This is a genomic window from Streptomyces sp. NPDC054863 (assembly GCF_053610825.1).
On the sequence record NZ_JBSGZD010000027.1, the window covers coordinates 32,874 to 50,143 of the forward strand.

Consider the following 17,270-nt stretch of genomic DNA (forward strand, 5'->3'; position numbering starts at 1 on the left):
GCCCGGAGGCACTCAGGGCAGACGGCCACTCTTCTACGGGGACGCGCTAGCTCTCACCGAAGAAGTCGAGCTGTATGTCGACTCCCTCGACCTCCTCCAGGCCGAACAGTCCGCCCAGTTGACCGCCGCCAGAAGGCTTTCTGCCCCTCCCCTTTACTGGCGCGCGCAGAGGCTGATGGGGGCGGGCCGGAGGGGTGGGCGGGGTCGGTGGAGCAACTCGGGTCAGAGGGCTGGTTCCCGGGTCGTGGCGGGGCCCTCGACCCGGGGGCGGGTCAAGCGGAGTCTTGTACGGGGTGCCGGACGCCATGGCTTCGTATACACGAATGATCTCGTCCTTGGTGCGCCGGAAGAGCTCCGGCTTCCGGTTTCGGAAGGCGCGGAAGCTGTCCAGGACGAGGTCGAGGTCGGCGCGTTCAATTCCGTAGAGGTGGAAATAGGCGGCGTCCAGTTCGGCGCGGATCTGGAATCTACGGTCGTCGTCCCAGAGGAAGGGAGCACCATCATCGTCGAGATAACGCGACCAGGGAATCATCTCGTAAGAGGTATAGGTCAGTTCAAGAACTCGTGTGCGAATCCACCCTTCAGGACTCACATCACCGAGCCAGCTAAGGGGGATCGTGTACTTCTCAGGCGGAAGAACTGGAAGCTGCTCGTACGTGAAGTAGGCGAGAGAGGCCCCTGCATATTTTTGCCTGGCTGAAAAATCAAGCACAAGGCTCGATAGATTAGCGAGAAGCAATTCCGGTGCGGATGCAGGAAACATCAGCGGAAGTTTATGCCCCACCGCAGTACGAGGAAGAACAGACGCAATAACTGTCCGCTCATCGGACGCTCTGCACACGTCGCGCCAGCCCAATAGCCAGTTGTGCGGCCACTCCTTACGCTGGTTCGCCACGTCCTCGGCCAGCCGTGCATCGACTTCGGCCTCATTCACCCAGTGTCGCGGCAGCGGAAGCGCCGTGGGGTCTTGGTGGGCCTCCGTGTCCAGCCTGGGGAGTGTGCCCTTGTTGATCTGAGCCTGGGTTGCATTCTCGTACGTGGCGAATCGCGCGTCGAAGTGGTGGGCGAATTTTCCCTCGTAGAGCGGAAGGTAGCGCTCCTCTTTCTTGGAGAAGACAGTCCCAGAACGTTCCCACTCGCTCCTACCGAGCTCTTCAGCGGAACGAAACGACTTCGAGTTGGTAGCCATGTCCAACATACGAAGGAAAGGGCCCATGCTCCACGCGTTGACTTCGGGTTCACCAGGAGCCTTGCGCCAGAGCAGCGGAACGGACTTGTGGATTCCCTCCAACACCCGCAAATGATCCCGACTCTCACACACCGGAGCAGTACGGCTATTGGGGTTGATGCGCCGAAATCCATCCGCATCCAGCGTGAACTCACGAGCATCCAGCTGATCCGGCCTGCGAGCCCGAAATGCCAGCCGGACCTGACCATAGTCAATCGCCGGTCCGCCATACGTGAACAAGCAGTACCGGTACTGGTTATGAACGTCCGCGAAGAGCTTCTCCTCGTTCTCCAGATCAAGCACCGTATGCAACTGCCGTCGCTCCACCAGATCCGAAAAGAACCCCGACGTCGTCTTGTCCGTCGCGATCCCCGTCGGCAGGACCAGCCCCGCCATCCCCTCAGGCCCGATCAGCATTCGTGCCTTCTCCGCGAAGACTGCGTACGTATTGACGTCGCCTCGGCCCGTCAGCGGGAAGATTCCCGAGTCCCGGAGCATGTTTGTCGTGCCCTTGGACTCGCGCTGGGCGATCAAGTACTCGCGGTGCAGCTTGCGGTCGGCTTCGATCTCGTTGCCGTGTTCGTCCTTCGTGTGCAGGAGTTGGCCGATCCGGTGTTCGCGCTCGCTCGCCGTTTCCGCGTCAGCGACGTACGGGTTCTGGGCGGCGAACCATTCCTTCTTCTGGATCTTGACGCGCTCCCACGGCGGGTTCCCCAGTACGCAGTCGAAGCCGCCCTGCCAGCCCGTCGTCGGGTTCGCGTCGTCCGCCTCTTCGTCCTCGACCCGGAAGATCCGGGGGAATTCCAGGTGCCAGTGGAAGAAGCGGTTACGGGAGACGATCTCGCGGAGCACCCGCTCCCCCGCGTTCTCCCGCCATTCCCTCTGCTCATCCGACTCCGGGGCCGACGCCTTGCCCATCACCGACAGCGGTGCCGGGATGCCCGGCAGCGGTTCACCCTGTTCCAGCTTCTTCAGCCGGGCCGTGGTGATCGGTTCCGGCGCGTCCGACCGTTTGGGCCAGATGAAGGCCGCGCACCACGCGTCGGCGACCCTCTTGAGCCGCTCCAGTTCCGGGTTGTGCTCGAACTCCCGGTGGCGCTTCGCCAGTTCACGGATGGACGCCAGGTCCGTACCGACCTGTTTGGCCGCCGCCTCCGCCGCGACACGCACCGTTGCTGTGCTAGTGCGGACCGCGGGCTCGCCGAGCCGGGTCTGTTCCCAGACTGCGACGCCCTTGAGCTCACTGCGGTTGCGGTCCCGGGCCTTGGTGACCACCTTGGGCTCGTCGCCCTCCAGCTTCTTGAAGGCGAGCTCCTTGATCCCCCCTTCCAGCAGCCGCGGTGTCGTACCGAGCAGTGCGTTGCCGACCTTGATCCGGTCGTCCAGGTAGGCGAGCGGCTGCCCGGGGTTCACGGACTCCAGCCACAGCGAGACCTTTGCGATCTCGGCGGCGAGCGGATTGATGTCCACGCCGTGGACGCAGGACTTCACCACCTTGGCCATGGCCGCGCGCACCTTCTCCGGCGCGGGCTCCAGTTCCAGCTCCGTACCGTCCATCTGCGCATATCGGAGTGCGATCCTGCGCGCCGCCGCGACCAGGACATGCCCCGAACCACAACTCGGGTCCACAAAGCGGATCTTGAGGAGGTCGTCGGGGTTTCCGGAGGCTCCATGACGCTCTATCACCGGGTCGAGCGCATTGTCGAGAAGCTTCTCGATGAGCACCGAAGGCGTGTAGTACGACCCGGTCGTCTTGCGCTTGCTGCCGGCCACCAGGTCCTGGAGCCAGAACTCGATTTTCGCGGGGTTGTGGCGCGGAATGAGTTCCAGCAGGGACTCGTAGACGCTGCCGAGTTCGTCGGCGCCGAGGTGGCGGTAGTCGACCCGGTGCTCGCGGCCCTGCTTGTCGTACGTGCGTGAGAGGAGCCTCACCGCGTCGAGCAGGCTCTCGTTCGGGAGGCGGGCCTCGCGCAGCGGCTCGGAGCCGCCGGGAAGGCGCGCCGGCTCTTCGGGACCCCTGTCGTCGACGCGGAAGTACAGGCCGCCGAGTTCGGGAAGCGCGAGGTGCGGGTGACCGCCGATCCTGCCGAGGGAGTCCAGGACGATGCTGCCCAGGCTCTTCCACAGGTCGATGTTCTGGTCACCCTTGCGGCGGGCGGCGATGCGGCGCAGGCGGGCGGTGGAGAAGCTGTTCGTGTAAAGGCGGCGCGCCTGTTCCAGTCGGGCGGCCTCCTTGCGGGAGGTCTTCTCGTCGGCCCGCAGCAGCAGCGCGTCGCGGTCCTCAGCGACGAACAGGAAGATCAACTGGTAGGCGAGGCGCAGCAGTTCGTGGTGGAATTCCTCGATCGCGGCCTTGCCGCCCCTGGTGAGAGCCTCGCCCAGTTCCGGGTTGGCACGCAGAAATCCGGTGCCGAGGATGCCGAGGGCGTCCTTCACCTGGTTGCGCAGCCGGTCGCGGGAACGGATGCCGGTCTCGATGGCGTAGCTGCGCCACCACTCGATGCGGCAGTCGGCGGGGGTGAGGGCGGCGACGTCGTCCACCGGGGCGGCGGCCTCGTCGAGGGTGCCCTCCTCGGCCTCTCCCTCTTCCTCGTCGGCGACCGCAGCGGCGCCGCGCCGCTTCTTCTCGGGCTTCGCCACCAGCTCGAAGCGCGAGGAGTGCAGCATCGCGTACATCAGCAGGAAGTCGGGGAACTGCTCCCCGCCGAAGATCGCGTCGAGGTTGAACTCGATGTAGGCGGACCCGACGATCGCGGTGGAGTCGCGGAGCACCCGCAGCACCCGGCCGTTGGAGAGCAGCCCCCACAGATGCGCGTCGGAGACGTTGAGGAGTTCCTGCACCATCGACTGGGATGCGCGGCTCTTGCCGACGTTCCGGTCGAGGTCGGTGTCCCAGCCGAGCAGGTGCACCGGAAGGTGGGTCTGCCACAGGTGGCTGATCTTGTACGGGTCCTCGCGGCCGGGCACCCGCATGCCACGCTTGGGCTGCGCGGTGCGTCCCGCGTAGCCGAGTTCGTCCAGGAGGACGCTCAGCCACTGCTGATAGGTGAGCTTCGTCGCCGCACCTGCGTCGCCGCCGCCTACCTTCTCCAGTTCCGCGAGCTGCTCACGGAAGGACTGGTAGGTGGCCCTGAGATAGTCCCACTTGCGGCTGGCGGCGTCCTCGATCCGTACGCCTCGTGGCAGGCCGTAGTCGGCCGGAGCGGCGCCGGGCAGCTCCCGGTCGCCGAAGCGGACTTTGTTGATGAGGTCCGGGGAGAGCAGGACGCCTTCGACGCGTACGGCCGTGCTCGCCGGGAGCTGGTCGGGGGCGAGATTGGTCACCTGGATCCTCCGGGACGCTTGACGTACACGTAAACGCCGAGCAGGTCCGGAGTCCCTGCGAGTTCGGCGGTGATGCGGCGGGCCGCGGCGGCGCCGCGCGCCCTGCCCCGCTCCCCCGCTGCCTCGCGGACGCCCTGGTGGGCGGCTTCGAGACGGCGGGCGACCTGTTGGCCGTGTTCCGCCAAGTGGTCCTTGACTTCGGGCAGTTCTTCCAGGGTGAAGGCGATCTGCTGGTCGCGCATGGAGCCGATGGTGTTGCGGTCGGGGGTCGCGTTCAGCAGAGCGGCCGTCTCTTCGTCGGTGAGCCATTCGCGGGAACCGTCCGCGCCGGTGCGCCAGGCCAGCAACTGGGCATCCTCGGCAACCAGTTGCTTGGGCTCCTCGGTGCCCCGTCGCAATCGGCGGCCGGGCAGGGTGAGGCGGAAGCGGTAGCGGACTAGGAGCAGCACGGTGCGCGCGTCGACGTCAGCGGTACGGATGACGCCGAGCCGTCGGGCCGGGCGGTCGTTGTCGCTCAGGCTGCTGTCGAGTGCGGAGTCCAGTACGTAGCGGGCGACGGCGCGCACTGCCGGATCCGTACGGAACAGGGCGTGGTCGCCCGCCGGGACCGGCAGGTCCTCGCGGAACACCAGGTCACGGTCACCCGCCGATTTGCCGCCGCGTCCCTTGCCCGCGGTGCGGGAGAGAATTTGGGCAGCGCCGGGCGCGACGGCCTGGTCTGCGTCGTCGTAGATGCCCAGTGCGTGCCTGAGGCCCTTGGGAAGCGTCCCGGTGGGGGCGGTGAAGCCGGTGCTACGGGAATCGGGGCGTACCGCCGATCCCAGCGCCTTGAGCGCCTCCCGGGTGAACGCGGCGATGTCGGCGGGCTCGCCGAGCGCCTGGCGGAGGGCTTCCAGTTCGTCCTTGACCTCTTCCGGGCGCAGGCTGCTGTGGGCGAACTTGGTGAGGACCTTGGATTCCCGGTCTGCGGCGTCCTCCCACTCCTTGTGCAGCTCGTCGCGCGCGATGCCGAACAGTTCCTCCGTGCCGAAGTCGAGCGCGAGCTGTTCGTCGTTGCCTTCGCGGCCCCGCAACAGAAGGCTCTTGGCAAGGGCCTGGAGTACGCCGTCCCCTCCCTTGGGAACGGGAACGACGACGCCGACCTGTTCGGCGATGTCCTGGTGCTTGCGGATGAGGACGTCGAGCACGAGACCGTCGACGCCCGTGTCGGTGTCGTACAGGGTGACGGAGCGGACCTTCTCCCGGGCCTGCCCGAAGCGGTCAACGCGGCCTTCGCGCTGCTCGTGCCGGGTCGGGTTCCAGGACAGGTCGTAGTGGAGGACCGCGCCGAAGTCGTCCTGGAGGTTGACGCCCTCGGAGAGGCAGTCGGTGGCGACGAGGACGTGCCTGCCGGTCTTGGCGGTGAGTTCGTCGATACGTCCCTGACGGGCATCGGGGTGGAGTTTGCCGGTCACCGCGGCCACGTGCACCCCGCGCCCGAGGGAGTCGGCGAGGTGCTCGGCGACGTACTCGGCGGTGGGGATGTAGCGGCAGAAGACGATGGGGTCGTAGCCGTCGACGAGGAGGCCCTTCACCTCGTCAACGAGGATGCGCAGCTTGGTGTCGTACTCGGGCCCGGCCAAGGTGGCGGCCCGCTCGGCGAACGCCTTGAGTTTCCGGCTGCCGCCGGCGTCGTCCAGGTCGTCGAGGAGGGAGCCGGGGACGGAGTCGAGCTGCTCACCCTCCCCGTCGTCGGTGAGTTCAAGGACGGCCGCCCGGCCGATCTTGTTGGCCTCCTCCACCGTGCGTGCGACGGCGACGGCGGACCGGACGGTGAGTGTCTGAGCTGCTGCTGCGGGCGAGGAGAGCACACAGCGCAGCAGCGCGAGTACGGACCACCAGGTGTGGCGCTGCCGCAGGGAGCCGTCGGGTCTGCGGACCTGTTCGCGGGCGTAGGCCAGTACGTCTGCGACGAAGCGGGCGTAATCCTCGTGCAGCTGGTAGGGCACTTCGCGCAGCATCCGGGCGCTGGGGAAGGGGGTGTCCTCGTCGAGGTAGTGCCGGATGTCGCGGCGGCGGCGCTGGACGAAGTGGCGGGCGAGCCGGTCGCGGTGGGAGGGAAGTGTCGGGTCCAGCCCCTGGAGGTTCGGGTCCAGGAGTCCGGTCAGCCGGGCGAAGGCCTCACTGTCGCCGCTGTGGGGGGTGGCGGTGACCAGGATGAGGTGGCGGTCCTCGTCCTTGGCGAGCTCGGCCAGCAACTCGTAACGCTGCTGCCCACCGGCGCCCGCGCCGACGCAGGTGTGCGCCTCGTCGACGATTAGCAGCTTGGGGCAGGTGCGCAGGAAGGCTTGCCGCCGGTCGGGCTGCTTGATGAAGTCGGTGGAAACCACCGTGCAGGGGTAGCGCTCGAAAAGGCTCTGCCCCTGCACGACGCCCTTCTGGAGCCGGGCGGCGGTAGACGGCAGGACGAGTTCGGCCTCCATGCCGAACTTCTCACGCAGCTCGCTCTGCCACTGCTCGGCGAGTGCGGGCGAACAGAGCACCGTCATTCCCGTCGCCGAGCCCTGCTCGATGAGCTCCTTGGCGATGAGCCCCGCCTCGATGGTCTTGCCGATACCGACGTCGTCGCCGATGAGCAGCCGTACGGTGTTCATCCGCAGCGCCATCATCAGCGGGACGAGCTGGTACTGGCGCGGCTGTACGGCAATGGAGGCGAGGCTGCGGAAGGGGCCTGCGCCGTGGGTGGCGGCGACCCGTAGGGCAGTCCGGAGCAGCCCGGCGGAGGCGAAGTCACCGACCTCGCCCGGTACAGGGCGGGGCGGTCCAAAACCGGGGTCCTCGATCTCCTCGGGAAAGAGCGCGGTGACGAATTCACGGTCGCCGTCGAGGGGCTGGGCGAAGACGACGGGTTCCCCCTCGGGAGTCGGCAACACCACCCAGTCGCGCCCTCGGGCAGAGACCAGGTCGCCGGGAGCGCGGTTGGCGGGAGGGGTCATCGGGCGCTCCGTCCGGTGCCGAAGACGTCCGGGTGTGCGCGCACGGTGCTTTCCCACTCCTCGCTGTCCGCACCGGCCCGGATCACGAGCCAGCCGTCGTTGATCAGACTGATTTCGGCCTGCCTGTCCAGGTGCAGACCGGCCGCAGTGTCCAGGTAGACGGCGACGTCGGCGCCGGGGAGACGGTAGACGATGTCCGGGTTGACCTGGGTCGATGCCTGGTCGGGTGCCGTCTCGTCGGGAAGACGGTGGCCTGCCAGGCTCAGCCATTCTACGAAGTCAGCGACCGGTCCCTGAACCTGTTCCCTCGCCGCCGCCAGGGTCGAGGCGCGCCTGGCGGCGGGAGTGACCTGACGCTCACCACGAGTGGTGGCGGCGGCGAGCCTGAGCAGGATTGGAACCGCCGCGTGCCGGTCGATGCGTGTGTGGAAACTCTGGTTGCTGTACGAGAGGAGACAGTCGTAACAGCCGAGCTCGCAGCGCTCGGACGCGTTCGGTGCGCGGTCCTGGTCCTTGCCGTCCAGGTCGTAGTGGATGATCGCCAGGGCCTCTCGGGCAACGGCGGCGACAGCTTTGGGGTCGTCGTGCAGCAGCCGCAGCACTCCGGCGCCGCCCTCGGCGCCCTCGATGAAGAGCATCCGTCCCCGCTGCTCCTCGTCGGGGAGGACCTGGCTGTCCAGCTCGGAGTCCTCCAGCTGGTAGTGGGCTTCGATGCCACGCTCCAGGGCGTACCGGAGGGTGACGGCCACGGTTTCGTTCTCGACCGGTTCGGACAGCCGGAGCACGGCGATGTTCTTGGTGTCCTCGACGTAGGGGATGACCTGGAGGGTACGGTCGGCCGAGGCGAAGGGGGTCAATACGTCGTCCTCGGCCGTTGCCTCCTGGAGCTCCCCGGCCTTCTTGGCGCTGAGCCACCTGCCCTGCACCGGATCGAGCCAGAAGCCCCGGTCGGCAGGGTGCTTGCGCTTGCGGCGGCCGACGTTGAAGACGCGGATGCGGGCGGTGTCTCCGTAACCCACCTCCAAGACCGGCCCTTCGACATCTGCCGTCGTGGCGTCCAACCGGCCGCCCGCCGAAGAGAATTGATAACCCGTCAGCAGCTCGAAGCCTGACTTGAGCCGCTCCTCCTCGTCCGAGGAGATCCGCCGTACCGGCGACGCCTGCACGGTGGAAAGGACCATGGTCCGGTTGAGGGTGAGTGAGAGGGAAACGTGGCAGTCGTCACACTGGTCCATACCCGGGTCGTACCAGGTGCCGCAGCTGCCGCAGATCTTGACATTGCTCGTCGCCACCTGACCAGGTGCGGATCCCCGGGGGACCTGGACCCGGTCGACCGCGTACCGCTGCCCCTCGTGGTAGATGAGCGCGCCCGGCCCGAACTCCGCGATGGCGATGAAGCGCGGACGCTGGATGTACGCGCCGTTCTTCTGACCGAGCTTGCCTTCGGCTCGCTGGCCGGGGATGTACGCGGCGAGCGGCAGCCGGGGGAAGGAGTAGCCCGGCAGGAAGCCTTCCGAGGCGAAGTAGCGGTAGGTGTAGAAGTCGCTGTAGGACTCCTCGCTGCTCTCGTTGCGCAGCAGCTTTCCCTGGCTCTCAGCCTCGGCCCGGCGGGCCTCCGCCTGCCGTCGCTGTCTCGGCTCGACGGAGAGATCACCGGCGATACGGTGCTGTTCCTCGCGTTCTGTGAGGGCCGCGCGGTAGAGGTTTCGCCAGCGTTCGCAGGCGTCGTCGAAGCGGCGCAGTGCCGAGCGCACCACGTCCTCGATCCAGCCGTCGTACCACCAGCTCGTGCGTTCCTCCAGTTCCGCGAGCATGGGGCCGAGTACCGCTTCGGCCCGTTCGATGGCACGGCGGCGGGCGGTTTCGCTGTCGAGCTGTCCGCGCACGGTGTCGTTGAGCCGCAGCGGCATGGGCTCGCCCGGAGTGGACGACCGCGACTCCGCGTCGATGATCTCTGTCATCCGGGGGCCGAGGAACACTCCGGTCTCCGCGAGCCAGATGGCGTTGACGTGAGAGCGCAGCAGTTCCTCGTTGGCGAGGTCGAGCCGGGGAGGGGTGACGTTGCCCGCGACCATCAGCTCGGGGCGGCGGAAGTAGTACTGGTCGTGGGCACTGCCCGTCGAGCAGTACGTGGTGACCAGCGCGGGCTGCCCGGAACGGCCTGCGCGTCCCGAGCGCTGGGCGTAGTTGGCGGGTGTGGGCGGGGCATTGCGCATGGCGACGGCGTTGAGGGTGGCGATGTCGACACCCAGCTCCATCGTCGGCGAGCAGTAGAGCAGGCTCAGGTCGCCGTCGCGGAAAGCGGTCTCCCGGGCCTCCCGCAGCGGGGCCGGCACCTGCGCGGTGTGCTCGCGGGCCTCGATGCCGACCAGTTCTGCGGCGGTCTCCCGGTAGAGGTCACGGAAGTACGTGTTGATCTGCGGCTTCGCACCCGGATCGCTGACTTTGCGCAGCGGGTCCGGCTCGGGCGTGAGTCCGTCGCCCGGGAGCCAGCGCAGCGCGGATGCCCGGACCTGGTGCCCGAGAGAGCCGTCCCGTTCCTCCCGGACAATCGCGATCAGGCCCTGGTTCTCCAGTACTCGGAGCAGGCTGCGGATCACCGCCCCGGCATCGGCGACGGACATCCGCTTCCCTGCCAGGTCGGGAATCTCCGAGAACTGGTCGGGGCGCCGCAGGAACCGGCCGAAGGCGCCGAGTCCGCTGAGGTAGATGGCCTCACCAGAAGGCGCCCCCTTTGGGCCACTGCCGGGGACAGCAACCCGGGACGGGACCCGGGGCTCCCTCTGCGGTAGCGCCCAGACCCCCTGCAAATGCGCCTCGGACTGACGTTGCAGCTGGTCAAAGCCTTCTTGAGTGAGTAGCTGCTCGTCCACGGCCAGCGAGCGACGCATTTCGTCGAGGAGGACCCGGGCAAGGTGTTCGCGATGCGTGGGCGAGTTCCCGGTCAGAGCGGGGTGAGCCCCCTGCCAGCACTCCTCGTCGGCGGCGATCTCTGGCAAGTCGGTGTACTCGAAGCGCAACAGCCCGGTCTGGGTGAGGTTGGGCATGGTGATCCGCCAGCCTCGTTCGAGGTCGGCGTTGACCCGGTAGGCAAGAACCGCACGCAAGGCGGAGCGTGCGGACTCCCGCAGGCTGTACTTCGCGCCCGGGTTCTTGGCGAACGCTTCCATCGGCAGTCCGAGTGCCTCTTCCACCGCCTGGGGCAGCAGATCATGACGGAGCCCCTGCGGCCCGGCGACGGCCAAAGCCCGATAAAGGGCTCCGCGGATCTGCGTGACCTGGGCGAAGTCGTTGAAATGGCCCGCTTGGAGGCTGGCGTCCTGCCGGTTGTCGACGAACGTCAGCAGCTTGCGGGCCCGCTCGTCGATGTCCTGTTGACCACGCAGAGAACGCACCACGCTGGCGCTGATGAGAGACACGGCAGAACTGCGGCCCTCGGCGGCGAAGGTCGCCAGTTTGGCGAAGTCCCTGGCTCGCAGTTGTTCGTGGCTGACCCGGCAGCGCAGGCAGAACCGGAAAGGGGCGGCGATCCACCAGGCCCGCAGCCCCTCATGCCCCTCTCCGGGCAGGACTGTGCCATCGGGCGCTACGCGCACTGCGCGAGGGCTGTCGCCGCTGCGGGCCTTGACGATCGTGCGCGTGCCGTCGTCGGCCGTCTCCACCCAGCTGTCCGGGAGCCTGGTCAGGATCTCTTCGGCAGCATCGGGCCAGGGCCGCTCGTCGCTGACGTACAGGTAGCCGTCGTTCTCCTCGGCAGGGGCTTCGGGGTCGCGGCGTGCGACGAAGCGCCGGCCCGCTGCCGTCTCCTCCCGGCTCACCACCAGGTACTCGTGGCCGCAATCGCGGCAGAAAGCCAGCGGAATCAACGGCTTTTGCCGCTGTTCGGGCACGCTGACCTGGTACTGGCTGGTCAAGTGGCGCTGTCCTGCGGGTTCGAGACTGGTGTAGACGGTATCGCCCTTGGAGAGGAACTGGTGCAGTCTGAAGGCGAACAGGGGGCGTTTGTGCACCGGGTGCACTACTTCGGCGCCGATTTTGAGCATTCCCTCAATGGCGGCCCGGCAGGTCGCTTCCGGCTGTCCGCTGTCTCTGGCGAGGGTCTTTGCCGCTGTGGGCACGGTGACCGGCGTCCGGCGGATCAAACGCCCGCCCGGACTGTTCTCCTTGTCGAGCCCGAAGGAGTCCTCCACCCACACGGCGAGCGGGTCGGTGCTCAGTTCCTTGTAGTCCCGGGTCAGCGCACCAGGGTCGTGAGCGGCCCGGCTGACTGCCTCGCCCAAGTGCCTCTTGCGTACGGCAGCCGAATGCCCCGACGAGGCATCGGGGTCGGTCGTCCGCTCCAGCGTCTCGCCGATAACGCGTTCCGACCGTACCTCCGTACCGAAGAGCCGGGAGGCGACATCGGCGACCTTCTCCCTGGCTGCTTCGAACGAGGCCGCGCTGGCCATGGTGGCGGACGTACCGATGCACTGGAGGTCAGGGGCGCTGCAGGCGTCACGCAACCGGCGGACCAGGAGCGCGACGTCCGCTCCCTGTCTGCCTCGATAGGTGTGGAGCTCGTCGAGCGCGAGGAAGCGGAGTCCCTGCGCGGCGCCAATGAGCTCTTGGCGCTCGCGCGGCCGGGTGAGCAGGTATTCCAGCATGACGTAGTTGGTCAGCAGGATGTCCGGCTTGGCGCGGAGAACGGCAGCCTTCTTCTCACCGTCCTCCTGTCCCGTGTAGCGGGCGAAGGTGACCTTCCGCTCGGCTTCGGGAATGCCCCAGTGCAGATAGCGTTCCAGCTCCAACCGCTGGCTATTGGCCAGCGCGTTCATCGGGTAGACGACGATCGCCGAGATGCCGTCGGGGTTGGGCCGCCGTAGCACCTCGTTCACGATGGGGACGATGTACGCCAAGCTCTTACCGGAACCGGTCCCGGTCGTCAGGACATAGGAATCTCCTGCGGCAGCCGCACCAATCGCTTCGCGTTGGTGCCGGTGCAGGGTCAGGGTCCTGGAGCCCGGGTCGTGCTCGTGCTCTTTCTTCCGGAAGTAGTCACGGCAGGGACCCAGCAGGACCCCGGTATCGACGAGGTGACCGACGGTCTCGCCGCCACGAAAGCTCGGATTGAGAGAGATTCGGGGGTCCGGCCAGCGGACCTTCCGCTCACGTTCGTCGTCCAGATGGCGCTGGATGTCCGGGTCCCGCACACCGACCAGCGAACTGGTGAATGCGTCGTAGTCCCTGATGAGGTTCTGGTGGACACCGAAAACATCCATCGTGACGCTCTCTCCCCTGTCTGCTCTGCGGCGCCGCGGCGACTCGGACGGCAGCCACTCGCACTCAAAACCCCCGGCCGACGGTAGTGATCAGCCTACTGCGCAGTGACGGGGGCGAGTCAGGGGAAACCTGTGCCCGGTCCCACGTGATGCACGACATGCTTCACTGCGGAGACATACCGAGAAGGGGAGTTTTACGTGGCTCATGAGGTCGATCAGACGTTTCTGGCACTACCCCTGCGCGCCCTCGCCGACGCCGCCCTCGCCAGGGCGCGTGCGCTCGGCGCCGACCATGCCGACTTCCGGTTCGAGCGGGTGCGCAGCGCTTCCCTGCGGCTGCGGGACGCCAAGCCGTCCGGGTCGTCGGACTCCACCGACCTCGGGTACGCGGTGCGGGTGGTGCACGGCGGGGCCTGGGGGTTCGCGTCCGGGGTGGACCTGAGCATGGACGCGGCGGCCCGGGTCGCCGGGCAGGCCGTGGCGATGGCCAGGCTGTCGGCGAAGGTGATCAAGGCCGCCGGGTCCGACGAGCGCGTGGAGCTCGCCGACGAGCCCGTGCACGAGGACCGGACCTGGGTCTCCTCGTACGAGATCGATCCGTTCGACGTGCCGGGCGAGGAGAAGTCGGCGCTGCTGGCGGACTGGAGCGCGCGGCTGCTGCGGGCGGACGGGGTGGCGCACGTCGATGCGTCGCTGATGGCCGTGCACGAGAACAAGTTCTACGCGGACACGGCGGGGACGGTGACGACACAGCAACGGGTGAGGCTGCACCCGGAGTTGACCGCCGTCGCCGTCGACCAGGCGACCGGCGAGTTCGACTCGATGCGGACGATCGCCCCGCCGGCGGGACGCGGCTGGGAGTACCTGACCGGGACCGGATGGGATTGGGAGAGCGAGCTGGAGCAGATTCCCTCGCTGCTGGCGGAGAAGATGCGGGCGCCGAGCGTGCGGGCAGGGGCGTACGACCTGGTGGTGGATCCGTCCAACCTGTGGCTGACGATCCACGAGTCGATCGGGCACGCGACCGAGCTGGACCGGGCGCTGGGGTACGAGGCCGCGTACGCGGGAACCTCCTTCGCGACCTTCGACCAGCTGGGCAAGCTGGCGTACGGCTCGTCGGTGATGAACGTGACCGGTGACCGGACCGTGGAGCACGGGCTCGCGACGATCGGGTACGACGACGAGGGCGTGGCCGGGCAGTCCTGGGACCTGGTGAAGGACGGCACGCTCGTCGGGTACCAACTCGACCGCAGGATCGCGAAGTTGACGGGATTCGACAGGTCCAACGGGTGTGCGTACGCCGACTCCCCCGGGCACGTTCCCGTGCAGCGGATGGCGAACGTCTCGCTCCAGCCGGATCCCGGCGGGCTCTCCACGGAGGACCTGATCGGGGGTGTGGAGCGCGGGATCTACGTGGTCGGCGACCGGTCGTGGTCGATCGACATGCAGCGCTTCAACTTCCAGTTCACCGGGCAGCGCTTCTTCCGCATCGAGAACGGGAAGCTGGCGGGTCAGCTGCGGGACGTCGCCTACCAGGCGACGACCACGGACTTCTGGGGCTCGATGGAGAAGGTCGGCGGCCCGCAGACGTACGTCCTCGGTGGCGCCTTCAACTGCGGCAAGGCCCAGCCCGGCCAGGTCGCGGCCGTCTCGCACGGCTGCCCCTCCGCCCTCTTCCGGGGCGTCAACATCTTGAACACCACGCAGGAGGCCGGTCGATGAGCCGCGCGAGCAGCAAGCCGTACGAGATCGTCGAGCGGGCGCTGGAGCTGTCCACCGCCGACGGGTGCGTCGTCATCGCCGACGAGCAGTCGTCCGCGAACCTGCGCTGGGCGGGGAACGCCCTGACGACGAACGGGGTGACGCGGGGGCGGACGCTGACCGTCGTCGCGACCGTCGACGGTGCGGAGGGCACCGCCACCGGTGTCGTGTCCCGGTCCGCGGTGACCGCGGGCGAGCTGGAGCCGCTGGTACGGGCCGCCGAGGCGGCGGCCCGCGCGGCCGGTCCGGCCGAGGACGCGCAGCCGCTGGTCGAGGGGGTGCCCGCGTCGAAGGACTTCCGGGACGCGCCGGCCGAGACGTCCTCGGCCGTCTTCGACGCCTTCGCCCCCGCGCTCGGCGAGGCCTTCGCCCGCGCCAGGGCCGGCGGGCGGGAGCTGTACGGGTTCGCGAACCACGAGATGACGTCCAGCTATCTCGGTACGTCGACGGGGCTGCGGCTGCGCCACGACCAGCCCAACGGCACCCTGGAGCTGAACGCCAAGTCCCCGGACCGTACGAGATCGGCCTGGGCCGGGCGCTCCACCCGCGACTTCCTGGACGTCGACCCGGCGGCCATGCACGAGGAGCTGGCGAAGCGGCTGGGGTGGGCCGAGCGGCGCATCGACCTGCCCGCGGGACGGTACGAGACGCTGCTGCCGCCGAGCGCGGTCGCCGACCTGCTCGTCTACCAGCTGTGGTCGTCGGGGGCCCGGGACGCGGTGGAGGGGCGCACGGTGTTCTCCCGCCCCGGCGGCTCGACGCGGCTCGGTGACACGCTGTCCGCGCTGCCGCTGACGCTGCGCAGCGATCCGAACGAGCCGGGCCTGGAGTGCGCGCCGTTCGTGCTGGCGCACTCTTCGAGCGGGGACAGTTCCGTCTTCGACAACGGGCTGCCGCTCGCCGCGACCGACTGGATCAAGGACGGGAAGCTGGAGCGGCTGATCACCACCCGGAACACCGCCGCCCTGACCAAGCTTCCGGTGGCTCCGGACATCGACAACCTGATCCTCGACGCGGGCGGCACCAGGACGCTGGACGAGATGGTGGCGTCCACCGGCCGCGGGCTGCTGCTGACCTGCCTCTGGTACATCCGCGAGGTCGACCCGGCGACCCTGCTGCTGACCGGTCTGACCAGGGACGGCGTGTACCTGGTCGAGGACGGCGAGGTGGTGGGCGAAGTGAACAACTTCCGGTTCAACGAGTCCCCGGTGGATCTGCTGTCGCGGGCCGGTGAGGCCGGCGTGACCGAGAAGACGCTGCCCCGGGAATGGGGCGACTGGTTCACCCGCGCCGCGATGCCCGCGCTGCGGGTGCCGGATTTCAATATGAGTTCTGTCAGCCGGGGCGTATAACCTCGGTCAGCACACACCGCACATCTGAGGAGATACGAGAATCGTGACGGACATCGTCGACGAGCTGAAGTGGCGCGGGCTGTTCGCCCAGTCCACCGACGAAGACGCACTGCGCAAGGCGCTCGCGGACGGCCCCGTCACGTTCTATTGCGGCTTCGACCCGACGGCCGCGAGCCTGCACGTGGGGCACCTGGTGCAGGTGCTCACCATGCGCCGGCTCCAGCAGGCGGGCCTGCGCCCGCTGGCGCTGGTGGGCGGGGCGACGGGGCAGATCGGCGACCCGCGGCCGACGGCCGAGCGGACGCTGAACGACGTGGCGACCATCGAGCTGTGGGTGGCCAGGCTGCGGGCGCAGATCGAGCCGTTCCTCGACTTCGAGGGCGACAACCCGGCGACGATGGTGAACAACCTGGACTGGACCGGCGGCCTGTCGGCCATCGAGTTCCTGCGGGACATCGGCAAGCACTTCCGGGTCAACAAGATGCTCACCAAGGACTCGGTCGCCCGCCGGCTGGAGTCCGAGCAGGGCATCAGCTACACCGAGTTCAGCTACCAGCTGCTCCAGGGCATGGACTTCCTGGAGCTGTACCGCCGGTACGGCTGCGTCCTCCAGCAGGGCGGCAGCGACCAGTGGGGCAACCTCACCGCCGGTCTCGACCTGATCCACCGGGTCGAGCCGGAGGCGGTCGTGCACGCGCTGGCGACGCCGCTGATGACGAAGGCGGACGGCACCAAGTTCGGCAAGACCGAGGGCGGCGCCGTCTGGCTGGACCCGGAGATGACCACGCCGTACGCCTTCTACCAGTTCTGGCTGAACGTGGACGACCGGGACGTCTCCAAGTACCTGCGGATCCTCAGCTTCCGGACGCCCCAGGAGCTGACGGAGCTGGAGCAGCAGACCGAGGAGCGTCCGCAGGCCCGCGCCGCACAGCGCGCGCTGGCCGAGGAGCTGACGACGCTGGTGCACGGCGCCGACCAGTGCGCGGCCGTCATCGCCGCGTCGAAGGCCCTCTTCGGGCAGGGCGAGCTCACCGAGCTCGACGAGCCGACGCTGAAGGCCGCTCTCTCCGAGCTGCCGCACGCGAAGGTGGAGGGCCTCGGCCAGGTCGTGGACCTGCTGATCGCGGCAGGTCTCGCCCCCAGCAAGGGCGGCGCGCGGCGCACCATCAAGGAGGGCGGTGCGTACGTGAACAACGTCAAGGTCACCGCCGAGGACGCCGAGGTCACCGCCGACCAGCTGCTGCACGGCCGCTGGCTCGTGTTGCGCAAGGGCAAGAAGAACCTGGCGGCGATCGAGGTCGCGGCCGGCTGAGCGGCGCCCTGGTCGGCGCTCTGGTCGGCGCCCTGCACAGTGCTCTGATCGGACATGGCC

At 68.2% G+C, this 17,270-nt stretch carries 6 protein-coding genes; 3 read left to right on the forward strand and 3 right to left on the reverse strand.

Translation table 11 applies throughout. The features are described 5' to 3' along the window. Positions 1–46: 46 nt before the first annotated feature. From ACWGIG_RS08275 to ACWGIG_RS08285, 3 genes are read right to left on the reverse strand one after another with little or no spacing between them, the layout of a single operon-like run. Positions 47–4,552: an Eco57I restriction-modification methylase domain-containing protein gene (locus ACWGIG_RS08275; protein WP_453320731.1), complete on the reverse strand. Its 4,506-nt coding sequence runs from the start codon at positions 4,550–4,552 to the stop codon at positions 47–49. Next, positions 4,549–7,527, reverse strand: coding sequence for a helicase-related protein (locus tag ACWGIG_RS08280; protein WP_453320732.1), 2,979 nt, complete (start codon positions 7,525–7,527; stop codon positions 4,549–4,551). The genes ACWGIG_RS08275 and ACWGIG_RS08280 overlap by 4 nt, the downstream gene beginning before the upstream one ends. Further along, the gene (locus tag ACWGIG_RS08285; RefSeq protein WP_453320733.1) at positions 7,524–12,785 is read right to left on the reverse strand and encodes a DEAD/DEAH box helicase; all 5,262 of its coding nucleotides are present in this window, start codon (positions 12,783–12,785) and stop codon (positions 7,524–7,526) included. Before ACWGIG_RS08285 ends, ACWGIG_RS08280 begins: the two co-directional genes overlap by 4 nt. Before the next feature lie 198 nt (positions 12,786–12,983). On the opposite strand from ACWGIG_RS08285, the gene ACWGIG_RS08290 reads away from it, so the two are divergent. From ACWGIG_RS08290 to tyrS, 3 genes are read left to right on the forward strand one after another with little or no spacing between them, the layout of a single operon-like run. After that, entirely contained in the window at positions 12,984–14,507 is a 1,524-nt protein-coding gene (locus tag ACWGIG_RS08290) for a TldD/PmbA family protein (protein ID WP_453320734.1), read from the forward strand. After that, positions 14,504–15,898, forward strand: a complete 1,395-nt coding sequence (locus ACWGIG_RS08295; protein ID WP_453320735.1) for a metallopeptidase TldD-related protein — start codon at positions 14,504–14,506, stop codon at positions 15,896–15,898. The genes ACWGIG_RS08290 and ACWGIG_RS08295 overlap by 4 nt, the downstream gene beginning before the upstream one ends. Positions 15,899–15,941: 43 nt before the next feature. Further along, on the forward strand, positions 15,942–17,210 hold the full coding sequence (gene tyrS / locus ACWGIG_RS08300; RefSeq protein ID WP_453320736.1) for a tyrosine--tRNA ligase: 1,269 nt from the start codon (positions 15,942–15,944) through the stop codon (positions 17,208–17,210). The last annotated feature ends 60 nt before the right edge of the window (positions 17,211–17,270 follow it).

Coding starts and splice junctions, on each gene's coding strand:
- ACWGIG_RS08295 (WP_453320735.1), top strand. CDS start 14,504: ATGAGCCGCGCGAGCAGCAAGCCGTACGAGATCGTCGAGCGGGCGCTG.
- ACWGIG_RS08285 (WP_453320733.1), bottom strand. CDS start 12,785: ATGGATGTTTTCGGTGTCCACCAGAACCTCATCAGGGACTACGACGCA.
- ACWGIG_RS08280 (WP_453320732.1), bottom strand. CDS start 7,527: ATGACCCCTCCCGCCAACCGCGCTCCCGGCGACCTGGTCTCTGCCCGA.